This window comes from Acinetobacter sp. V110_1 (assembly GCF_031798975.1).
Lineage (GTDB): Bacteria > Pseudomonadota > Gammaproteobacteria > Pseudomonadales > Moraxellaceae > Acinetobacter > Acinetobacter nosocomialis_A.
In genome coordinates, this window is the sequence record NZ_JAVQNN010000030.1 from 121804 (window position 1) to 141446 (window position 19643).

Annotated in this window: 23 protein-coding genes and 1 riboswitch; of the genes, 9 read left to right on the forward strand and 14 right to left on the reverse strand. The window is 37.8% G+C overall.

The features are described from left to right. Positions 1-18: 18 nt before the first annotated feature. The 3 genes from moaCB (at position 19) to RMA95_RS11470 (ending at position 2867) form a co-directional block, all read left to right on the forward strand. Positions 19-942, forward strand: a complete 924-nt coding sequence (moaCB, locus tag RMA95_RS11460) for a bifunctional molybdenum cofactor biosynthesis protein MoaC/MoaB (RefSeq protein ID WP_272328337.1) — start codon at positions 19-21, stop codon at positions 940-942. Next, positions 942-2177 carry a molybdopterin molybdotransferase MoeA gene (locus RMA95_RS11465; RefSeq protein ID WP_311070688.1) on the forward strand — a complete coding sequence of 412 codons (1236 nt, stop codon included), beginning with the start codon at positions 942-944 and terminating at the stop codon, positions 2175-2177. The genes moaCB and RMA95_RS11465 overlap by 1 nt, the downstream gene beginning before the upstream one ends. 207 nt (positions 2178-2384) lie before the next feature. After that, on the forward strand, positions 2385-2867 hold the full coding sequence (locus RMA95_RS11470) for a helix-turn-helix domain-containing protein (protein ID WP_049066221.1): 483 nt from the start codon (positions 2385-2387) through the stop codon (positions 2865-2867). Here the strand turns inward: RMA95_RS11470 and RMA95_RS11475 are convergent. After that, positions 2864-4267 carry a PLP-dependent aminotransferase family protein gene (locus RMA95_RS11475; protein ID WP_311070691.1) on the reverse strand — a complete coding sequence of 468 codons (1404 nt, stop codon included), beginning with the start codon at positions 4265-4267 and terminating at the stop codon, positions 2864-2866. The genes RMA95_RS11470 and RMA95_RS11475 overlap by 4 nt on opposite strands. A gap of 122 nt (positions 4268-4389) precedes the next feature. Between RMA95_RS11475 and RMA95_RS11480 the strand changes: the two genes are divergently transcribed. Beyond that, positions 4390-5253 (forward strand): DMT family transporter, encoded by an 864-nt coding sequence (locus RMA95_RS11480; RefSeq protein ID WP_311070693.1) that lies wholly within the window; start codon positions 4390-4392, stop codon positions 5251-5253. Positions 5254-5257: 4 nt separating this feature from the next. Here RMA95_RS11480 and RMA95_RS11485 read toward each other — a convergent pair whose 3' ends face one another. From RMA95_RS11485 to tusD, 4 genes are read right to left on the reverse strand one after another with little or no spacing between them, the layout of a single operon-like run. Beyond that, entirely contained in the window at positions 5258-5569 is a 312-nt protein-coding gene (locus RMA95_RS11485) for a TusE/DsrC/DsvC family sulfur relay protein (protein ID WP_001047539.1), read from the reverse strand. 19 nt (positions 5570-5588) lie between these two features. Further along, positions 5589-5873, reverse strand: a complete 285-nt coding sequence (locus RMA95_RS11490) for a DsrH like protein (protein ID WP_174744930.1) — start codon at positions 5871-5873, stop codon at positions 5589-5591. Between the two features lie 17 nt (positions 5874-5890). Continuing rightward, positions 5891-6241: a hypothetical protein gene (locus RMA95_RS11495; protein ID WP_032048183.1), complete on the reverse strand. Its 351-nt coding sequence runs from the start codon at positions 6239-6241 to the stop codon at positions 5891-5893. Between the two features lie 44 nt (positions 6242-6285). Further along, a complete protein-coding gene (tusD, locus tag RMA95_RS11500; RefSeq protein ID WP_000105718.1) occupies positions 6286-6654 on the reverse strand; it encodes a sulfurtransferase complex subunit TusD in 369 nt (122 codons plus the stop codon). Positions 6655-6719: 65 nt separating this feature from the next. On the opposite strand from tusD, the gene galE reads away from it, so the two are divergent. Both galE and fumC read left to right on the forward strand, forming a co-directional pair. Continuing rightward, positions 6720-7727, forward strand: a complete 1008-nt coding sequence (galE, locus tag RMA95_RS11505) for a UDP-glucose 4-epimerase GalE (RefSeq protein WP_022575597.1) — start codon at positions 6720-6722, stop codon at positions 7725-7727. A gap of 114 nt (positions 7728-7841) precedes the next feature. Next, a complete protein-coding gene (gene fumC / locus RMA95_RS11510) occupies positions 7842-9236 on the forward strand; it encodes a class II fumarate hydratase (RefSeq protein ID WP_311070699.1) in 1395 nt (464 codons plus the stop codon). A 127-nt stretch (positions 9237-9363) separates the two neighbouring features. Here fumC and RMA95_RS11515 read toward each other — a convergent pair whose 3' ends face one another. Both RMA95_RS11515 and RMA95_RS11520 read right to left on the reverse strand, forming a co-directional pair. Further along, positions 9364-9660, reverse strand: coding sequence for a hypothetical protein (locus RMA95_RS11515; RefSeq protein ID WP_311070701.1), 297 nt, complete (start codon positions 9658-9660; stop codon positions 9364-9366). Positions 9661-9841: 181 nt separating this feature from the next. Then, positions 9842-10303, reverse strand: a complete 462-nt coding sequence (locus RMA95_RS11520; protein ID WP_263613906.1) for a hypothetical protein — start codon at positions 10301-10303, stop codon at positions 9842-9844. A gap of 312 nt (positions 10304-10615) precedes the next feature. On the opposite strand from RMA95_RS11520, the gene RMA95_RS11525 reads away from it, so the two are divergent. Together RMA95_RS11525 and RMA95_RS11530 are read left to right on the forward strand one after the other, a co-directional pair. After that, the gene (locus RMA95_RS11525) at positions 10616-11107 is read left to right on the forward strand and encodes a hypothetical protein (RefSeq protein ID WP_263613905.1); all 492 of its coding nucleotides are present in this window, start codon (positions 10616-10618) and stop codon (positions 11105-11107) included. Positions 11108-11253: 146 nt separating this feature from the next. After that, positions 11254-11342: riboswitch (glycine riboswitch) on the forward strand. Positions 11343-11518: 176 nt separating this feature from the next. Then, positions 11519-12763 (forward strand): D-amino acid dehydrogenase, encoded by a 1245-nt coding sequence (locus RMA95_RS11530; protein ID WP_263613904.1) that lies wholly within the window; start codon positions 11519-11521, stop codon positions 12761-12763. A 47-nt stretch (positions 12764-12810) separates the two neighbouring features. Here the strand turns inward: RMA95_RS11530 and RMA95_RS11535 are convergent, their stop codons facing one another. Continuing rightward, a complete protein-coding gene (locus RMA95_RS11535; protein ID WP_263613903.1) occupies positions 12811-13455 on the reverse strand; it encodes a hypothetical protein in 645 nt (214 codons plus the stop codon). A 100-nt stretch (positions 13456-13555) separates the two neighbouring features. On the opposite strand from RMA95_RS11535, the gene ispF reads away from it, so the two are divergent. Further along, on the forward strand, positions 13556-14038 hold the full coding sequence (gene ispF / locus RMA95_RS11540) for a 2-C-methyl-D-erythritol 2,4-cyclodiphosphate synthase (RefSeq protein WP_004701182.1): 483 nt from the start codon (positions 13556-13558) through the stop codon (positions 14036-14038). Here the strand turns inward: ispF and RMA95_RS11545 are convergent. The 6 genes from RMA95_RS11545 to RMA95_RS11570 all read right to left on the reverse strand — a co-directional run bounded on the left by RMA95_RS11545 (position 14035) and on the right by RMA95_RS11570 (position 19613). Next, positions 14035-14559, reverse strand: a complete 525-nt coding sequence (locus RMA95_RS11545) for a protein tyrosine phosphatase family protein (protein WP_174735373.1) — start codon at positions 14557-14559, stop codon at positions 14035-14037. The two genes, ispF and RMA95_RS11545, sit on opposite strands and share 4 nt — an antisense overlap. Before the next feature lie 190 nt (positions 14560-14749). After that, the gene (gene argF / locus RMA95_RS11550; RefSeq protein ID WP_002049620.1) at positions 14750-15670 is read right to left on the reverse strand and encodes an ornithine carbamoyltransferase; all 921 of its coding nucleotides are present in this window, start codon (positions 15668-15670) and stop codon (positions 14750-14752) included. 113 nt (positions 15671-15783) lie between these two features. After that, positions 15784-16437, reverse strand: coding sequence for a TetR/AcrR family transcriptional regulator (locus tag RMA95_RS11555; RefSeq protein ID WP_263613901.1), 654 nt, complete (start codon positions 16435-16437; stop codon positions 15784-15786). Between the two features lie 277 nt (positions 16438-16714). Further along, on the reverse strand, positions 16715-18208 hold the full coding sequence (gene glnG, locus RMA95_RS11560; RefSeq protein ID WP_311070706.1) for a nitrogen regulation protein NR(I): 1494 nt from the start codon (positions 18206-18208) through the stop codon (positions 16715-16717). Further along, positions 18195-19304 carry a nitrogen regulation protein NR(II) gene (gene glnL, locus RMA95_RS11565; protein WP_304400409.1) on the reverse strand — a complete coding sequence of 370 codons (1110 nt, stop codon included), beginning with the start codon at positions 19302-19304 and terminating at the stop codon, positions 18195-18197. The genes glnG and glnL overlap by 14 nt, the downstream gene beginning before the upstream one ends. Before the next feature lie 123 nt (positions 19305-19427). Then, entirely contained in the window at positions 19428-19613 is a 186-nt protein-coding gene (locus RMA95_RS11570) for a hypothetical protein (RefSeq protein ID WP_263613898.1), read from the reverse strand. Positions 19614-19643 lie beyond the last annotated feature (30 nt).

Consider the following 19643-nt stretch of genomic DNA (forward strand, 5'->3'; position numbering starts at 1 on the left):
GCAAGACTAGGATAAATAATGAAAAACGTAGGAATGAAGCCGGAAAGTTATCGTGTTGCCGAAGCACAAGCGATTTTATATGCACCACCGCACTGTATTGAATTATTAAGACAAGGAAACACGGAAAAAGGTGATGCATTAAAAACAGCACGTGTTGCAGGAATTTTGGCAGCAAAACGAACTGATGAGCTGATTCCACTATGTCATCCGCTACCGATTTATCGGGCAGATGTAGAATATGAATTGGAACATGACTTTGTAAAAATTATTGCTGTCGTTGAGACCATTGGGCCAACTGGCGTAGAAATGGAAGCTTTAACGGCGGCAAGCCTTGCAGGTTTAACCATTTACGACATGTTAAAGCCCCATTGTGAACCAGAAGAACTCTGGATGGATCAATGTAAACTACTTAAGAAAAAAGGCGGAAAATCCCATTTTAAACGGGTATTGCGTCAGCCTGTTTCGGCTGCGGTTATTGTATTGTCAGATACCGTAGCAGCGGGTAGAAAGCCGGATACGGCCGGAAAATCTGTAGTTGAAACTTTAACTGAAGCTGGATTTGATCCGATCCATTACCAAATTTTGCCTGATGAAGCAGATGATCTCAAAGAATTGGTCCTAGAACTCACCAAATTGTATGCTTGTATTATGACCGTCGGCGGTACAGGAATTGGTAAGCGTGATATTACGGTTGATACGCTGGAGCCTCTTTTAGAACGTAAGTTAGATGGCTTAATGGAAGCTGCTCGCTCATTTGGACAAAAACGCACGCCATATGCTGCTATGTCACGCGGAGTAGCAGGGTTTATTGACCGTTCTTTAGTAGTGACGTTACCGGGAAGCCGCGGTGGAGCAAGCGAATCAATGGCTGCTATTTTACCTGCCTTAGTCCATATTTTTGATGTTTGCCGTGATTTACCGCATCCGGGAGGCTATGAATAATGTCAGGTTGTGGTGCAGAGCGTGGATTAATCAGTATAGATGAAGCACTAGATTTAGTGATTAATAAGCCTAAAAACTTAAGCTCTATTCAAAAGACTCTAACAAATAGCCTAAGTAGTTATCTTGCTCAAGATATTTACTCTGAAATTAATCTACCAAGTTTTTCTCAAAGTGCGGTAGACGGTTATGCACTTTGTAGCCATGCAGAAGATTTAAATAATCAAAAGTTTCAAGTTACAGGTGAGATTCGTGCCGGAAGCGAGAGTCATGACATACTCGGTGAAGGTCAGGCGATTCGTATATTTACGGGCGGCAAAATTCCTGAAGGGACAACGCATGTAGCTCGGCAAGAAATCGTATCGATTATTTCGGCTCAAGAAATTTGTGTAACGGAGCATATACGCCCTCAAGCTGATATCCGTTTTACTGGTGAAGAAATCCAGCAGGGACAGTTGCTTGCTCAAGTAGGACAGTTTCTAAATATTGGAAGCTTGGCTGCTTTAAGTATGGCGGGAATGCAAGAGCTTACTGTTTATCGTAGACCAAAAGTTGCAGTACTAGTCACAGGTGATGAAGTTGCTCAAACGGCAGATGATTTAATCGATGGAAAAGTCTTTGATGCAAATGGGCCTTTATTAAAAGCTTGGTTTGAAGATTATGGTTTAGATATCGAACTCATTCATGTTGCAGATGAAGCTGAACAGGTCACCCAATACTTTAACCAGTTAAAAGACAGCCATGATGTCATCATAACCACAGGCGGAGTGTCAGTAGGTGATTATGACTTTGTTCGACCATGTGCTTTCGAAGTTGGGTTTGAACAAATATTTTGGAAAGTTAAACAAAAACCGGGTAAACCTTTATTCTTTGCCGAATACCATAATTCACAAGCTAGCCATTCTTGCTATTTGTTAGGCTTACCGGGTAATCCAGCTGCGGTATATGTAGCAATGCAAGTTTATGGTAAATCTTTGCTTGATGCATTACAGGGTAATAGATGCGGACCAGAATGGTTTACTGCAATTTTAGAGCATGATTTAAAAGAAGATGCACGTGAGCGTTTTTTACGAATGTATGCTTATTTTGATGCAGGACAACTTAGAGTAAAAAGTTTGGCCAAGCAGCAGTCTCATATGCTGAGTAACCTTATGCAAGCCAATTGTCTAGTTCGTATTCCTGCGAGTACAAAACTAGAGTCAGGTACTTTATTAAAAGGAATCTTTATTTCAAATTAGCCTATAAATAAATTGAATATGATTAATTTATACTTATAAGTTAATCATATTTTATAAGTATTTCTATTCATGGTTATTTAAAAAATAGGCGTCATAAGTACATTAAAAACTTATTTTTAAGCTGAATATTGCATATAACATATTAAGTGGTTTAGGGTATAAATAATAAGGCAAGTAGGCCAGTTCTATATTGAGGTAAGCATAAAGATGAAATGGGATGACATCGGTGATCAACCTTGTTCTGTTGCCCGTATGCTATCAGTAATTGGTGATCGGTGGACGATGCTAATATTACGTAATGCTTTTATGGGAATTCGCCGTTTTGATGATTTTCAAAAATCACTAGGTGTCACTCGTCATGTGCTGTCGGATCGTTTAAAGCGTTTGGTTGAATACGAAATTTTAGTCAAAGCTCCTTATTTTGACCGTCAGGAACGTTTTGAATATCGTCTCACTGATAAAGGATTTGAGCTTTATCCAATTATATTATCTATGGCGAATTGGGCAGATAAATGGATGGATCAAGGTTTAGGTAAACCTTTGGAATATCGCCATAAAGCTTGTGGTCATAAATTTGAACCAGTCATGGTTTGTTCGGTCTGCCGTGAACCTTTACATGCAAAACAAGTTCAAGTTTCGGCTGGACCGGGCTACTTTGCTTATATGGAACAAAAGAAAAAACAAGCTTAAAGTTCTTTGTTTAAAGACTCTTGCTGAAGTGCTTCTGTAAGAGTCTTATAAATATAATCATGGTTTGACTGGGTAATATTAAAACGAATAAATTGGCCTGCCGATTTTGATTGGCTAAAGGCATTACCCGGAGCAAGAATCACTTCTCGATTCAAGCAAAACTGTGCAATCTTTGCTGCATCTATTCCTTCTGGTAGACGACACCACACAAAAATTCCGGCCTTTGGTTCAATCCACGGTTCTATTCCAATCGCTTTAAGCTTTGCTATCGTTTCCTGCATGGATTGGGCTAAACGAACTTTTAACACATCTAGATGCTTACGGTATGAACCATCGGTTAAAGCTGTATGTAATATCTTGGCTGAGAGTCCATTGTGAGAAAAGCTGGTAGCAATTTTTAAATCGGTAATTTGATCAATCCATTCTGGTTTCGCAATAATGTAGCCGCAGCGAATAGAGGCAGAGAGCGTTTTAGAGAAACTTCCAATAAAAATCACGCGTGAAAGGTTGTCTAGGGCCGCAAGCCGTGGCGCTGAAGTATGTTCAAAATCTGAAAATATATCGTCTTCAATCACAATTAAATTAGACTGCTCAATGAGTTTTAATAATTGATGAGCGATCGAAAGTGAGAGTGTTGCACCAGTTGGGTTGTGTATTCCAGAGTTTGTAATATAAAGCCGCGGATTATAGGTCTCAATCGCTTCTTTAAATGCCTCTATGTCTGGTCCGTTTGGTGTATAGGGAATGCCAATAATTTTAACTTGATGAACTTTAAGTAGAGCATGAAAATTAAAGTAGCAAGGGTCATCAATTAGAACTACATCATCTGGTTTAAGTAAGAAACGACAAACCAGATCAATTGCTTGAGTACCAGAATCGGTTAAAAGAACTTGGTTCAAGTTTGCTTCTATACCTTTACTTTGTGCTCGTCTAGCGAGTAAATCTCTTAATGCTGGCAGTCCTAAAGGTGACGAATAGCCCATTAAGTTATCATCTTCGTTACGTGTAGCAGATCTTAAAGCTTTGCGAATACTCTCAAGTGGCATCCAGTCATTTGGTAACCAGCCACAACCAGGTTTAAACGCATCAGGTTTTGCTTCTAAGGACTGACGTGAAATCCATAATGGATCGATAGAGCGATCTAATTTAGGGCCTAATTCACTCAAAGCTAAAGGGGCAAGCGGTCCCACAACATAAAAACCGGAGCCACTACGAGATTCAAGTTTACCTACGGCAATTAATCGCTCATAAGCTTCGACAATAGTAGAAACTGAAAAACCTAAATCTTTTGCTAGCTTGCGTACAGAAGGTAAACGGGAGCCTGGTGTTAAAGAACGATTTTTAATTTGTTGTTCAATCTGTGAAATAACAAACTCGATTTTTGTTTTTGACTGGTTCACGTTAATTATCTCTAACTGTACTGCTTATTTATACATAACAGTTTTTTAAAATTGTACTGCTTTGTATCTGGTATCAACACCATATCACAGCTTAAATTCTTCGTATAGTTGCGGAGAATAATATGCAAAAGTTTATGAATGGTTGGGTGAACGGTTTTATAGGGGTTGCAATTTTTGCAGGTTCACTGCCTGCTACCCGTGTTGCGGTCACCGGTTTTGATCCTGGTTTTCTGACGGCGGCAAGAGCAGTTATTGCGGGCGTTTTAGGTTTAACTCTTATCTTTTTGCTTAAAGAAAAAAGACCAGCTAAGCAAGATTGGTGGCCACTCGCAATAGTTGCTTTAGGTGTTGTTGTGGGTTTCCCATTATTTACGGCGCTTGCTTTGCAATATATGAATGCAGCACATTCAATTGTCTTTGTGAGTCTTTTGCCGCTAGCTACTGCTATATTCGCTGTTGTAAGAGGTGGAGAAAAGCCAAATCTATTTTTTTGGATATTTGCAATTTTAGGCAGTTTGGTTGTCTTTACCTACATGTTCTTTTTGTCGGGCGAAGCATCTTTTGGCATCGGCGATTTATACATGCTTATTGCAATTATTTTGTGTGGATTTGGCTATGCAGAAGGAGGAGTACTTTCGAAAAAAATAGGTGGTTGGCAGGTGATTTGTTGGGCGCTTATTTTAGCTTTACCGATTATGCTGTTTGCTACTGTTTTTTATATGCCTGTTTCTTTCCAAGATGTATCTACATCAGCGATAGCAGGGCTGGTTTATGTATCTTTATTTAGTATGCTTATCGGGTTCTTTTTCTGGTACAAAGGTCTTGCTCAAGGCGGTATTGCTGCAATTAGCCAGCTACAACTTTTACAACCTTTGATGGGACTCGCGATTGCCGCACTTTTATTACATGAACATGTAAGTTGGTCGATGTTAATGGTAACGGCAGTAACAATTTTGTGTGTCGCTGCCGCTAAAAAGTTTGCATAAAAATTTATAAACAATTTGCTGGTTTAGGAATGCCTGCCAAACGACTGAGATGGCGTGCAACTAAACCAGTATTAAATTTTTGCTGTAAAACAGCATTATTAATATCAGGACTGACGGTTTTCATTAAAAACTTAATCAGAGGGCGTGTTGCAGGAGAGTGCCCAAATTGTTGATAAAATTGGCGAACCGCAGCTAAAACTTCAAAATGCCAATCTGTTAATTCAAGATCGAGAGATTTGGCGAGTTCCTGTGCGACTTCGGGATTCCAAATCGTATAGTCGACTAAATGACCATCTTGATCTAATTCTAAATTCATAAAAATGAGCCTAACAATATTACTTCAAAGAAATGCATCGATTAAATTGTAAAACCAGATCTGCAAACTGGTCATAGTTTAATACCTTAACGTGAGCCAAGGTTTCTGCATCAATTAAATCTTTTTCATGAGCTAAACAAGAAACTGAGCCAAACTGCTGACAAATGTCTACGGAAAGCTGTGCGGTTGAATCGCCCATAAAAACAATCTGATCGTCTTGATGAAAAAGCTTTTCAAGTTCTTCAATAATACGAGGGGTATGGTGATAAGAAGCTTGCACCAGATAAAGTGTTGATTGCGTCATTAAATTTACACCTTTATCTACCAATATAAGACATGATCGAAAGATTGGATGAGTTCAGTATCTAACTGAACAAACTCTAGCTCCTGCTCACTGTTTTGAACAAAAGGATGCTGTTTATTTTTGATCTCAACAAGAATTGGACTTAAGTCATAAAACTCAAAGCTATCCACCATGTTTGAAGCAATTTTAAAAGCATGCTGCAACTGGTCAAAGTTATGTTCATTTTGTAAGAGGCTAAGAGCTGCATCTTTCAATAATACTTTGACTGGTGAGCCAAAGGTTGCTAAAACCATAGTAGCGGCGAGGCTTTCATTGACTTGTAGGCTGGTTAGATTGGCTTGGGTCAAAATAACGAGTACAGTTTTCACACAATATACCTTTTAAAAGCAACAATCTAAGTTAACAAAGTAACTTAGAATTGAAGAAGACGAGAGGCTGACTGTACTGCATCAGCAAGTTCACCTAGTCCAACCAACTCAAAGTTGTTCGCTAGGTTGTGATGACTAAGTTGATGGCGACTCGCATTTTCTGCATCGGTAATCCCGCGTGCAAGAGCAGCGCTAACGCAAACAGGAAGTCGGATCGCGAGCTTTTGCCATTCATGCGTTAAATTACGCTGGTCGTCAGGAACCCACTGAAAGTCATTCGCAACTTGAACGCCATCTTGGTAAAAGAATACACGAAAGTCTTCATTTTTACTTTTGAGTGCCTGAGCAAGGCCCAGTGCATGCCAAGCATGGATTGAAGTAGGAGCAGAGGTTATTAGTAGTAATGTACTCATTGAGAATTCACTATGGTCATACGTCTAAATGGGCGTAGATACATTAAGAGAAAGGTAAGTATACAATGATTTTAGTGACAGGTGGTTTAGGCTTTATCGGTTCACACATTGCATTGAGTCTGTTGGCTCAAGGCCAAGAAGTGGTTATTGTCGATAATTTGGCTAACTCGACCTTGCAAACGCTTGAGCGGTTAGAATACATCTCTGGTATGTACGTTCCGTTTGTTAAACTTGATGTACGTAATACACCTGCATTGAACAAAGTATTTGAACAGTACTCAATCGATGCAGTCATTCACACAGCTGGTTTTAAATCTATTGAAGAGTCTAATTTAAAACCGCTCGAATATTACAACGATAATGTCAGTTGCATTATGAGCCTATTACGTGCGATGCAACGTACAGGTGTTCGTCATTTCATTCATTTATCTAGCTTGGCAGTCTATGGAAAATCTGGTTTGCAGTTAAGCGAAACAGAAGATTTTAACTACGGTTATCCTAATCCATATATCAAATCTCAACAGATGATTGAAGAAATCATTAGAGATACTCATAAAATTGATCATGAATGGAAAATTGCGATCTTACGCCTATCAAATATTGTAGGTGCTTTTGAGCATGGTGTATTAGGTGAGTATGTTGCGCAGCTCCCTAAAAATATTGTACCGCTTGCACTGCAAGTGGCAGCGATGCAGCGTGATTTAATTGAATTACAAGATCAGGTTTCGACCGAAGACCATACCGTGGAACGTAGCTTTCTACATGTGTTAGATGTATGTGACGCGGTAAGTGCAACTCTACTATGGCTACGTGATCAAACCCATTGCTGTGAAGCATTTAATATTGCACATGACCAAGTACATTCAATTCGTCAGTTATTGGATGAAATTTCACAAGTGACCCAAGCTGAAATTCCGACACAATCGGCAATTTATAAGCATGAAGAGTTGGCTCAACTTGGTGCAAATATAGGAAAAGCAAAAACTTTATTACAGTGGGATCCAAAACGAACTTTAAAGCAAATGATTGAAGATGAGTGGAGATTCTATCAAAATACATTAAATGGAAGATAAGATAATGATTCTTATTTACAATAATGGAATGCTTGAGTACGATACTAAAATTAACTAGCCAAAGCAAAAATTGCTTCAGCCCGTGAGTTCTTTAACCAGATAACCGAGGTTTCTATGCAAACACGAATTGAACATGACACTATGGGTGAAATTGAAGTTCCAAATGAAGCACTGTGGGGAGCACAAACCCAACGTAGCTTACAGAACTTCAAAATCGGGCAGGAGCGTTTACCCCGTGCCATGATTCGAGCGATGGGATTGGTAAAAAAAGCAGCAGCAATAACCAATGCCGAGTTAGGACAGTTACCACAAGATTTAAGTCAATACATTGTGGGAGCTGCCGAAGAAGTGATTGCAGGAAAATGGGATTCACAGTTCCCACTCGTAGTTTGGCAAACAGGTTCTGGTACGCAAAGCAACATGAACTGTAATGAAGTGATTGCCAATATTGCCAACCAAAAATTAGGCGAAGCACTGGGTGCACAAAAACCAGTACATCCAAATGATCATGTCAATCGTGCGCAGTCTACCAATGACTCATTTCCAACGGCTATTCACGTTGCGGCAAGTTTGCAAATCAATGAATTACTGATTCCAGCTGTGGAACAGCTTAAAGCGACTTTGCAGAAGAAGTCCGATGAATTTCAAGATATTGTTAAAATTGGCCGTACTCATTTGCAAGATGCCACACCATTAACCTTAGGCCAAGAATTTAGCGGTTATGTTTCGCAGCTTGAGCATGGTTTAGTGCGCTTACAACAAGCCTTAACTGGTTTGTATGAGTTGCCATTGGGTGGTACAGCAGTAGGAACTGGGTTAAATGCTCATCCTGACTATGCTGTTAAGGCCGCAGCTCAGCTTGCAACTTTAACAGGTTTGCCATTTGTTACTGCTCCTAATAAATTTGAAGCACTTGCAGGGCGTGATGCTGCTGTTTTTGCATCAGGTGCATTAAAAACTCTAGCAGTAAGCTTAAATAAGATTGCTAACGATATTCGTTGGTTAGCAAGTGGCCCACGCTGTGGTTTTGGTGAAATTCGCATTCCTGAAAATGAACCAGGCTCAAGCATTATGCCGGGTAAAGTGAATCCGACGCAAAGTGAAGCAATGACCATGGTGGTTGCACAAGTGCTTGGCAACGATACCACTATTAATGTTGCAGGTGCTTCGGGTAACTTCGAGTTAAACGTATTTATGCCAGTGATTGCTTATAATTTATTGCAATCTATTCAGCTTCTTGGCGATGTATGCAATAGTTTTAATGATCATTGTGCGGTTGGAATTGAACCTAATCGAGATAAAATTGATCACTTCTTGCATAACTCTCTCATGTTAGTTACTGCATTGAATCCAGTTATTGGTTATGAAAACTCTGCAAAAGTAGCGAAAACTGCTTATAAAGAGAATAAGACTTTAAAACAAGTGGCTGTTGAGCTTGGTTTAGTAACAGCAGAACAATTTGATGAAGTCGTTAAACCTGAAAAAATGGTTTCGCCAAATAGTAAATAAGCGGTCTATATAGCCATCAGCAGTATCATTTTGTATTGAATGTACAGTACTACTGATGGCTATTATGTTTACACATTAAATCTAGAGCTTTTCATATGTGCTCTAACGTATAGGTTGAAAATAAAAACTACACTAGTAGATCTTCTATATATTCCCAACCATTTGCTTTCATTTCTTCAAATTTTCTTTTTAGTTCTTCTTTTGTATATTCGTGCGCGTCTTTTGCTAAAAGAACATGATATGAATTAGAGGCTGGATCTATAGTGACCTCTGCAATTTCTATAGGTGCGATTACACCATTTTCGGTCAAACCAAGATCGGTAAAGCACATTCCTTTTAGTGGAATAACGCTGCATTCATATTCTTTCGAAATAAAGTAATGATTTGAATAAGTTGAATAGGTACGTGAAGCGCGGATCTTCATGGATCTCTCCTTTATGTGTAGAGAAGATCTGAATAGTCTGGCGTCTTTTAGCAGTTAAAACTGTTTAATTTTTATTGCTTATTTACTATGAATCTTTGTTATTTAAAGTTTTTTTAACAATCTATATCAAAACTATTATAAAAGCCTTCCATTAAAAGAAGGCTTCAGAATATATAAAAGCTTATTTTAAAATTTTGTAAACTTTCTCTTTGTATTCATCATTGGAAATAACGCCTTTATCATATTGCTGTTTTAATGATCTATATTGTTGAATGCGAATATCCCTTTTAAGACCTATATCATCATGATTTCTAATATAGTAGAGACTTCGATCATGATCACTCATATTCACAGTTGGATCAGGAGAGTAGGAGTGGGGGTTTTGAGGTTTCTCATCTTGGTATTGTTTGGCAATTTCGAAAAAATCTACTTTTTGCTTGCGTGGATCGGAGTGAAAAGGATTGTGTTGTGATTCGCTAAACTTATGATTCGAATTATTATTAACCTCAAGCATACTTCTATGGCGCTTCGATTCTTGGTCATAAAATTTTTGCTTAATTGGGGAAATAATTGTTTCAGAAAATACAGAAGAAGAAAAAGTAGTAATACTTAAAAATAATAAAATTAACTGTGATCTATTCATTTCTTTGGGAGCCAGATGAAATTGATTAAATCACTGTATTGTAACATTAAATTTTAATAAGAGGCTGAGTTTCAGTATATTTAATACTCACTCACTTTTTGAGCAATTAATTTATATAAGCGTTGTTTGCAAAGTTACTTGAATTTAATTTTTCTTATATATCTTAATCAAACCAACTTAGAGTTGAATAAGCTGCCATAATTGTTAAAATGCCCACCTTATCCTGTTTTTGTATTGTTTTTAATTTACATTTATTTTGCGATATTGAAATTAAACACATAATAAACAGTTGTTTAGCTAAGGATTTTTTGAATGCTCTCTATTTATTTAACAGATACTCAACAACATGTGCAGTTTAATGATTACCCAAGTGATCAGCCTGTTAAATTTCTGTTAAATCTTAAAAAGATTTTTCCAAGTACTGGTGATTTACTGTTACCTGTTTTGCCAGAAGATAATGATCTGGAAAACGTAACTTGGGAATCAACAACAAAAGACTTTGAAATTTTCAAAAAATTGTTGGCGGGTTGGGGGGTTATTGAGCTTCGTTTAAATGCCATCACTACATATAAGGATAAAAATTTTGCAAATGAGCTCATTAAACAAGCTCAAGTGAAACGTAAAAAAGTAGCACAAAAAAATCATCAGCTTTCTTTAGTTGCGTTGGATTATATTTTTATGCACGAAATTCATGCATTGATTGATGCTGAGTTGGTCACAATTGGTGAGAAGTTTTATTTACCAACCTTGCGAGAGCAATGGAAAGGTCTAGTTTCTGACCAAGTGCTTGAAGGAAAGCTCTAATAAATTGCAAAAGGTGAATTTAAATAATTCACCTTTTTTTATAATTAAATCAATTACTTTTCTATTTAATTAGATTGCTGTACAAAAGTTTACAAGAAAAGAATGCGTTTTTTTAAAAGTGGCAGATACATTGCTTATATAAATACAAAATTATTGCGGGAGAGAGGTTCTTAGGAACCCGCCGAAGGAGCAACAAGCCCGGAAACTCTCAGGCAAAAGGGACTGTAATAATTAAAAAATCTGGAGAGAAGCTTAAGATTTATAAGATGAAGAATAAAAACTTATAAGTCATAAACTCACCGAAGGGGAAGATCGAAATACTAAAAGGTAGTATTTAGGTCGAAACTCTCAGGTACAAATGACAGATGGGCTGTACTGATGAAATGTTTTTGCATTTCAGAGGAGTCTGTTATGCCACATGTTATTGTGATTGGTGCAGGAATCACCGGGGTTACTTCAGCCTATGAATTATCTCAATTAGGTTACCAAGTCACAGTGATTGATCGCCATCTTTATCCAGCTATGGAAACATCATTTGCAAATGGAGGGCAATTATCTGCTTGTAATGCAGAAGTCTGGAATCAGAAAGCGACCGTTATAAAAGGTTTTAAATGGATGAGGCAAAAAGATGCTCCTCTATTACTTAACCCTTCTTTTAGTTTGCACAAATACAGCTGGTTAGTTGAGTTTCTATCTCATATTAAAAACTATGAGGCCAATACTATAGAAACTGTTCGCTTAGCATTGCTCGCGCGTAAGCGCTTGTTTGAAGTCGCTGAAAAAGAGCAGCTTCAATTTGATTTGGAGAAACGCGGTATTCTTCATATGTACCACAGCAAGGCTGATTATGACATTGCTAAACAAGTGAATGACGTCTTAAACAAAGGTACTTTGGAGCGTTATTCAGTTTCACCGGAAGAAATGAAGTCAATCGAGCCATCTTTAACTGGTGATTACTTTGGTGGTTATTACACCCCAAGTGATGCAACTGGAGACATTCATAAGTATTCAACTTCTTTAGCTGAGAAGACTAAACAATATGGGGTTCAGTATAAGTTTGGTTTAGAAGTTACTGATATTAAGTGTCATACAGATAAAGTAGTGCTGAATTGTCAGCCAAGTGCTGAACATCCTCATCTTTCTCAATCAGATAGCTTTCAATTAGAAGGTGATGTTCTAGTTGTTTGTGGTGGTGTTGGAAGTTATCAGTTGGCTGACATGATTGGTGAGCGTGTAAATGTTTATCCAGTTAAAGGCTATTCAATTACTGTCCAATTGAAAGACGAGAAAAGCATTAAAAATGCACCATGGGTGAGTTTACTTGATGAAAGCGCCAAAATTGTAACGTCTCGTTTGGGTCAAGATCGTTTACGTATCGCAGGTACAGCTGAGTTTAATGGCTATAATCGAGACATTCGAGCGGATCGTATTCAACCTCTAGTGAATTGGGTGAACCGTAATTTTGACATTTCAACTGAGCATGTTGTGCCTTGGGCAGGTTTAAGACCAATGATGCCTAATATGTTACCAGTCGTAAAACAGTCTAAGCAGCCACGAGTTTTTTATAATACTGGACATGGCCATTTAGGTTGGACTTTATCAGCGGCGACAGCTGTTTTGGTGAGTCAGGATATTCTACAAAAATATCCAGCTTAAAAAAGAAAAGCCAGTGTAGATGCACTGGCTTTTTCGTTTTATATCAATTAATCATATAGTCGATAAACACCCGTAAATCGTTCGCAGCCTTTTTGTTGAGTTTTTACAATAAGTAAGGCCTTTTGAAAATCAAACTTGTATTTACAGTGATGCTCATTATCTAAAATTTCACTTTTCTGCTCAGGAGAGCTATAAGCCATTAATGAAATAGTTTGAGCATCTTTTCGGTTATTTGGATTGCGGTATGCTAAGCCTTCAATTTTGATTTTATCTTTAGCAAGTTGATGTATTTGTAAATGAACAGGTTGGGAAGCAATATGTCCATTTTCAAATTTAAGATAATGCTGCGTCAGGGTTTGTTTAAGTGATGCATAGAAATTTAAGTCATCCCCACGTACATCAAACTGCTGTTGAAAACATGAATTGGTTTTACATTGTTGTGTATGTCTAAACCACAAAGTCTGTGTATCTTGTAAAAGTTTTAATGGTGCATCTGTGACTAGGTATGCAGAAAGATATTTATTGTTGAGTTGCTTACGTGCTTCACTAAAGGTTTTTGAACAAATTTTGAGCTCTGTTTTGGATTTAGAGCAGTCGATAGATTCCGCAAAAACAAGCGATGAGCATAAACAACTCAATGTCACGACAAAACTTAATCTTTTCAATTGATTCATATCAGTATTCGACGGCATGATCGCTTATACTTTCAGTCTACTTTGCTAAGTGTACTATAGCGAAACACAACAGTTGAATACAAGATTTCTTAAGTTTTTATAGAAGGGAAGAGTTGATATGGTTGCTCAAATTCGTATTGGACAAGGAATGGATGTGCATGCTTTTGAAGAGGGTAACTTCGTAACTTTAGCTGGCGTTCAGATTCCACATACGCATGGCTTGAAAGCACATTCTGATGGCGATGTCGTGTTACATGCGCTATGTGATGCTTTACTCGGTGCACTGGCGCTTGGCGATATTGGTCAGCATTTTCCAGATACCGATCCAGAGTTTAAAGGAGCGGATAGCCGTGTACTGTTAAAACACGTTTATCAGTTAATCTTAGATCGTGGTTATCGTTTGAATAATGCCGATATTACAGTAGCTTGTGAACGTCCTAAACTAGCGAAACATAATTTAGAGATGCGACAAAGCATTGCGGATGTTTTGAATGTAGATTTAAATCAAATTAGTATCAAAGCGACCACTACCGAAAAGCTCGGATTTACAGGCCGCCAAGAAGGAATTTTAGCAACAGCGACGGTATTAATCTCTAATTAAACTAAATCATCAGTTTGTTGCAAAGACTGTTGAAGTTCTAAGGTAGCCTTACGGCCTTGTAGCTGTAAGGTAATACTATGGATCAGTCCAGTCCAAGTTTCATTGGGTTCCCATATCTCGTGCAGTAAATCTTGAGAAGTTGGCATGTCCATATTCATATAAAATTGTCTGTATACGTACATGAGACAACTTACGCGTTTATTTTTGGCACAATGTACCCAAACAATTTCATTTTGAACCAAATGATCAATTAAATCTAAAACCAATAAGCATTGGTCAGAAGACGGTGTTTCCCAGTCAATTGGAATATGAATGTAATTTAAACCATGCTCAAGACAAACCTGATCTTCATTTTCAATACAATTCGGTGAGTTTGTCAAAGCTAAATTGATAACGGTACTACAGCCATACTCTTTAATCAGTTTGAGCTGTTCAACGGAAGGTTGTGCTGAACTAAATAAATGTTCATGAATAATTGAAAATGCAGGGATCTGAGATAGTGATTCTTCAAGGGTTGTCATAATCGCACTCTACAAGAGTAGGCTTGGCTTATTGTGTAGAATGTTATACACGATTCTAGAGTGTAGTTGAAATATAGACTGTTTATATATTCAGCAACATCGTGAAAAATTTTAAAAAATAAACAAGAAAAATAAGAGTTTTATAGAAATAAAAAAACAGCACCTTAAAGATGCTGTTTTTTTATCGAGATTAAGCTTTTTTCAAATTTTCATTCAATAAAAATTCCATTAAAGCTTTTTGTGCATGTAGACGGTTTTCAGCTTCATCCCATACAACTGAGTTTTTATGATCAAGCATGGTTTCTGAAATTTCTTCACCGCGATGTGCTGGCAAACAATGCATAAACAAACAATCAGGATGCGCAAGACTCATCAGTTTTTCATTGACTTGAAAAGCTGCAAATGCATTCTTACGTAATTTTTGTTCTTCTTCTTGCCCCATGCTTGCCCATACGTCTGTAACGATAAGGTCAGCATTTACAGCCGCATCTTCAGCATTGTCAAAAAGCTCAACACAATGTCCAAACTCTGCTAAAAACTCAGGTTTAGGTTCAAAACCCTTTGGCGAAGCAATTTTTAATTTAAAACCCATTAAATGTGCAGCTTCAATATATGAATTACACATATTATTGCCATCACCAATCCAGGCTACGGTTTTACCTTCAATGCTGCCACGATGTTCAATATAAGTTTGCAAATCTGCAAGTAATTGACAAGGGTGGTGATCATCGGTCAGACCGTTAATGACAGGAACTTTTGAATAAGATGCAAAACGTTCAACAATGTCATGACCAAAAGTACGAATCATCACAATATCAAGCATGCTTGAAATAACGCGTGCTGAGTCTTCAATTGGTTCACCACGGCCTAGCTGTGTATCACGAGGCGATAAAAAGATAGCACTACCACCAAATTGATTAATACCGGCTTCAAAAGAAATACGAGTACGTGTGCTCGATTTTTCAAAAATCATTCCCAATACTTTACCAACAAAAGGTTGATATACCTTATTGCTCTGTTGCATTTTTTTTAGTTCGCTTGCGCGTTGTAAAACGCGGTTGAGTTCTAATGTAGATAGATCACGTAAAGTCAGGAAATGTCTTAAAGCCATGTAGCTACTCCATAATAATTGTCTTTTAAATACAACAATTATCTGTTGTTGGCTGGGTGGATGTGGGAAAAAAGAAGTCTACTATACTATAAGCATTTCAAAATGCAAAAGAATTAGACTTTATGGTGGCCTTTTAAAAAAATATCTACACAATATTCAATATAATCAAAAGCTTCTTTCTCATCTGGTAGGGCCGGCATGCCCATAATCATACGCCATTCAATATCGCGTAAAATCCCAAAATACATGAGTGAAGAATGATAAGGAGAAGGACATGTAATTTCTCCTGATTTATCCGCAAATTCTAATGCTTGAGTAAGTGTGTTTTGTAGATTATGTACCCATTTATCATATAGGTATTGTATGAGGACCGTATTACATTCGGTCTGTTCGATAATAAGTCTTAAAAACGCAATATGTTCAGGTTGAATAATGTGAACATAAACACGATTAAGTGTTTGAACTAGGTACTCTCTTAAAGTGCTTTTCTCTGGCTGAAATGGAATACAAACATCTTTAAAGAACATTTCACGTTTATAGTCACAAATAGCGGTAAAAAGTCCTTCTTTATTACCAAAATATTTATAAATAGAGGCCTTGGAACCCCCTGCATGGTTGACGATGTCATCTAAAGAAACAGCATCATATCCTTTTTCCAAAAACAGCTCGGTTGCGCTTAACAATAGTGCTAAACGACGTTCGATACCACGGCGTGTTTGAGGTTTATCACATATAGGATGATGTGATTCGAGGACTGGATCATGCATAAAATTTAATAACGGCGATTAAGACTGCTTATCTAGTATAGCAAAACTATCTTTAACGATGGTCATCGCTATATTTTTAGGTTATCGGGTAAACAGTAAAGCAAATGTGGAAATGAAAAAATATATTAAAATATAGGTGGTTAAGTTTGATTTTTGAGATTTCTAATGATGTAACTGTATGTTCACATTTTAGTTTAACCATATCTTTTCGATATAAATCGAGATAAAGAAAAAGCGGCTAATTTATTTTAGCCGCTTTTTAATTCTTACTTCGCTGTTAGGCTTCTGATAAAGTCGCTTTGTGTTCGTCCTCATCATCGTCATCAGCAGAATCCATTCCTAGCTCTTTTAGCTTTCGGGTTAGGGTGTTACGTCCCCAACCTAATAGCTCGGCTGCATGACGTTTGCGTCCACGAGTTTGCTGTAGTGCTGCGTTAATTAAAGTACGCTCAAACATCGGCGTAGCAATATCCAAAATTTTCATTTCACCATTCTTAAGCTTTTGAATTGCCCATTGGTTTAGCAATTCATCCCAATGATGTAGCGAAATACGCTCAAAAGATGGTGCTGGTTGGCTAGTTTCACTATTTTTTTGGAGTGGAACTTGTTTGAGTTCAGAAGGTAAATCTTCAGGGTAAACCTCACGACCAGTAATCATGACGGTTAGCCAACGACAAGTATTTTCGAGCTGACGAACATTACCAGGCCATGGTAGTTGCTGCATATAGTCAGTCGTTTCGGTACGTAAAATCTTTGGACTTACGCCTAACTCTTTACCAGCACGAGCCAAGAAGTGTTGAGCCAGCATCGGTATATCTTCACTGCGATGTGCAAGCTTAGGAATATGAATGCGAATTACATTTAAGCGATGATATAAGTCTTCACGGAAGCGTCCTTCATTCACCAATTTTTCTAAATCTTGGTGTGTCGCAGCCACAATTCGGACATCAACTTTAACTGGGATATGTCCACCTACTCGGTAAAACTCGCCATCAGCAAGTACACGTAATAAACGAGTCTGTGTTTCAAAAGGCATATCACCAATTTCATCAAGGAAGAGAGTTCCGCCATTTGCTTGTTCAAAACGACCTTGATGTTGAGTGTTAGCGCCGGTAAAAGCACCTTTTTCATGACCAAATAATTCCGTTTCGATTAAATCTTTAGGAATTGCTGCCATATTTAAAGCAATAAATGGCTTGGCGCGGCGTGGTGAATGCTTATGTAACGCATGCGCAACTAATTCTTTACCAGTTCCTGACTCGCCATTAATTAAAACGGTAATGTGTGATTGCGATAAGCGGCCAATTGCTCGGAAAACCTCTTGCATAGCAGGAGATTCACCAATAATTTCTGTCGATTGTAGCGGAGAAGCAGTTTTTGTAGCCTCTTGCTGCTGCAATTTATTAATATGCAAAATCGCACGATTGACTAATGCTAAAGCTTCATCAATATCAAACGGTTTTGGTAAATACTCAAATGCACCAGTTTGATAGCTAGATACAGCAGACTCTAAGTCCGAATGCGCTGTCATAATGATCACAGGCAAGTCGGGATGAGAGTTTTTGACTTTAGATAAGAAAGTTAATCCATCAATACCTGGCATACGGATGTCAGTTAAGATGACATCAGGCGCATCATGATGTAAACGTTCGAGTGCTGTTTGAGCTTCTTCAAAATTGGTGACGTCAAATCCTTCTTCTTTAAAGGTCTTTTCAAGTACCCATCGCATGGCGCGATCGTCATCAATAACCCATATTTTATTTCGCGACACGGTCTGACTCCCAAGGTAAATATAAGCTAAACATTGTTTTTCCAGGAACTGATTGGCATTCAATCATTCCGTTATGTTGATGCATGATGTTCTGTGCAATACTCAGGCCAAGCCCTGTACCTTTTGCTCGTCCTGTAACCAAAGGATAAAACACAGATTCTAAAATGCTTTCGGGAATACCCGGTCCATTGTCCTCAATATCGACTCTTACAGCAGAGCGGTTGAGCACACCATTAATGGTGACTAGACGTTGAATACGGGTACGTAAAATTAATTCAGGCTCTTGATCTGTAAAAAATGATTTATTCTCTGTAATCGCTTGAATTGCATTCACACTAATATTGAGCATGACTTGAATGAGTTGATCTCGATCGGCTTTTACATCTGGCAAAGACAAATCATAGTCGCGCGTAATTTTAATTTTTTTCTTGGTTTGATTTGCTATTAAAGAACGTACACGTTCTAAAGGTTCATGTACATTTACGTTCTCATAACTTGGCAGTTGTCTTGAACCCAACATGGTGTCAGCCAAATTGGTAAGACGGTCTACCTCGTTAATAATGACATCTGTAAATTCCGCATAGCTCTCGTCATTTAAGCTCCGAGCAAGTAGCTGGGTTGCACCGCGTATTCCAGCAAGAGGATTTTTAATTTCGTGAGCAACCCCTCGAACTAACTGTCGAGCCACTTGATGCTGTTGAATCAGGTTTTCTTCTTTAGAAATTTTCAACATGCGATCAATAGGATTTAGCTCAATAAGTAAGAGCGGGTGGTAGCTTTTACCTGCATTTAACTGTGAGACCGTATAATCAACATGTAAGTCTTTAAAGTTGACATTAATGACAGCTTCACGACGTGTATAAGGTTGTCCTGTTTTTAGAGTATTGAGCAAAGCTTCATGCGTATTAAAAGTATCATCAGGTGCATGAAGTAAATTTAAAACCGGTTGTCCAGAAGCGCGAAGCAAACTAATGTCAAAAAGTGCTTCACAAGCTGAATTCAAATAAAAAATATTAAAGTTACTATCGATTAATAAAATCGCAGTAGTTAAATTGTCTACCAAAAGGCGATAGTCGATAGGTGTGTGTTGATCCATTAGCGAATCGTTCCTGTCTTAAAATGGCGCAATGGCATCTTCATTGGTTCTCGGTTTTCACCGTTATAGAACATGAATGATGCAAAATATACGCCAACTTTGTTTATGGATTATTTTAAGGTTTTAAGCGTATTTAAAGCGCTCTAAAATCGTTCTTAATATCTTTTGGTCAAAAATAGCAGCCTGCTTGCTAATAATACCATGTTCCAACTTGGTGCAATATTGAGTTTTGGTGCAAATATTGGTTGTATTTTGGTGCATTACACAAAGAGTGGGGTTTCCACCTATGCTTGAGACGAGAAAAGACATACAATACGCGCATTCAAGTGGAGCGCAGAT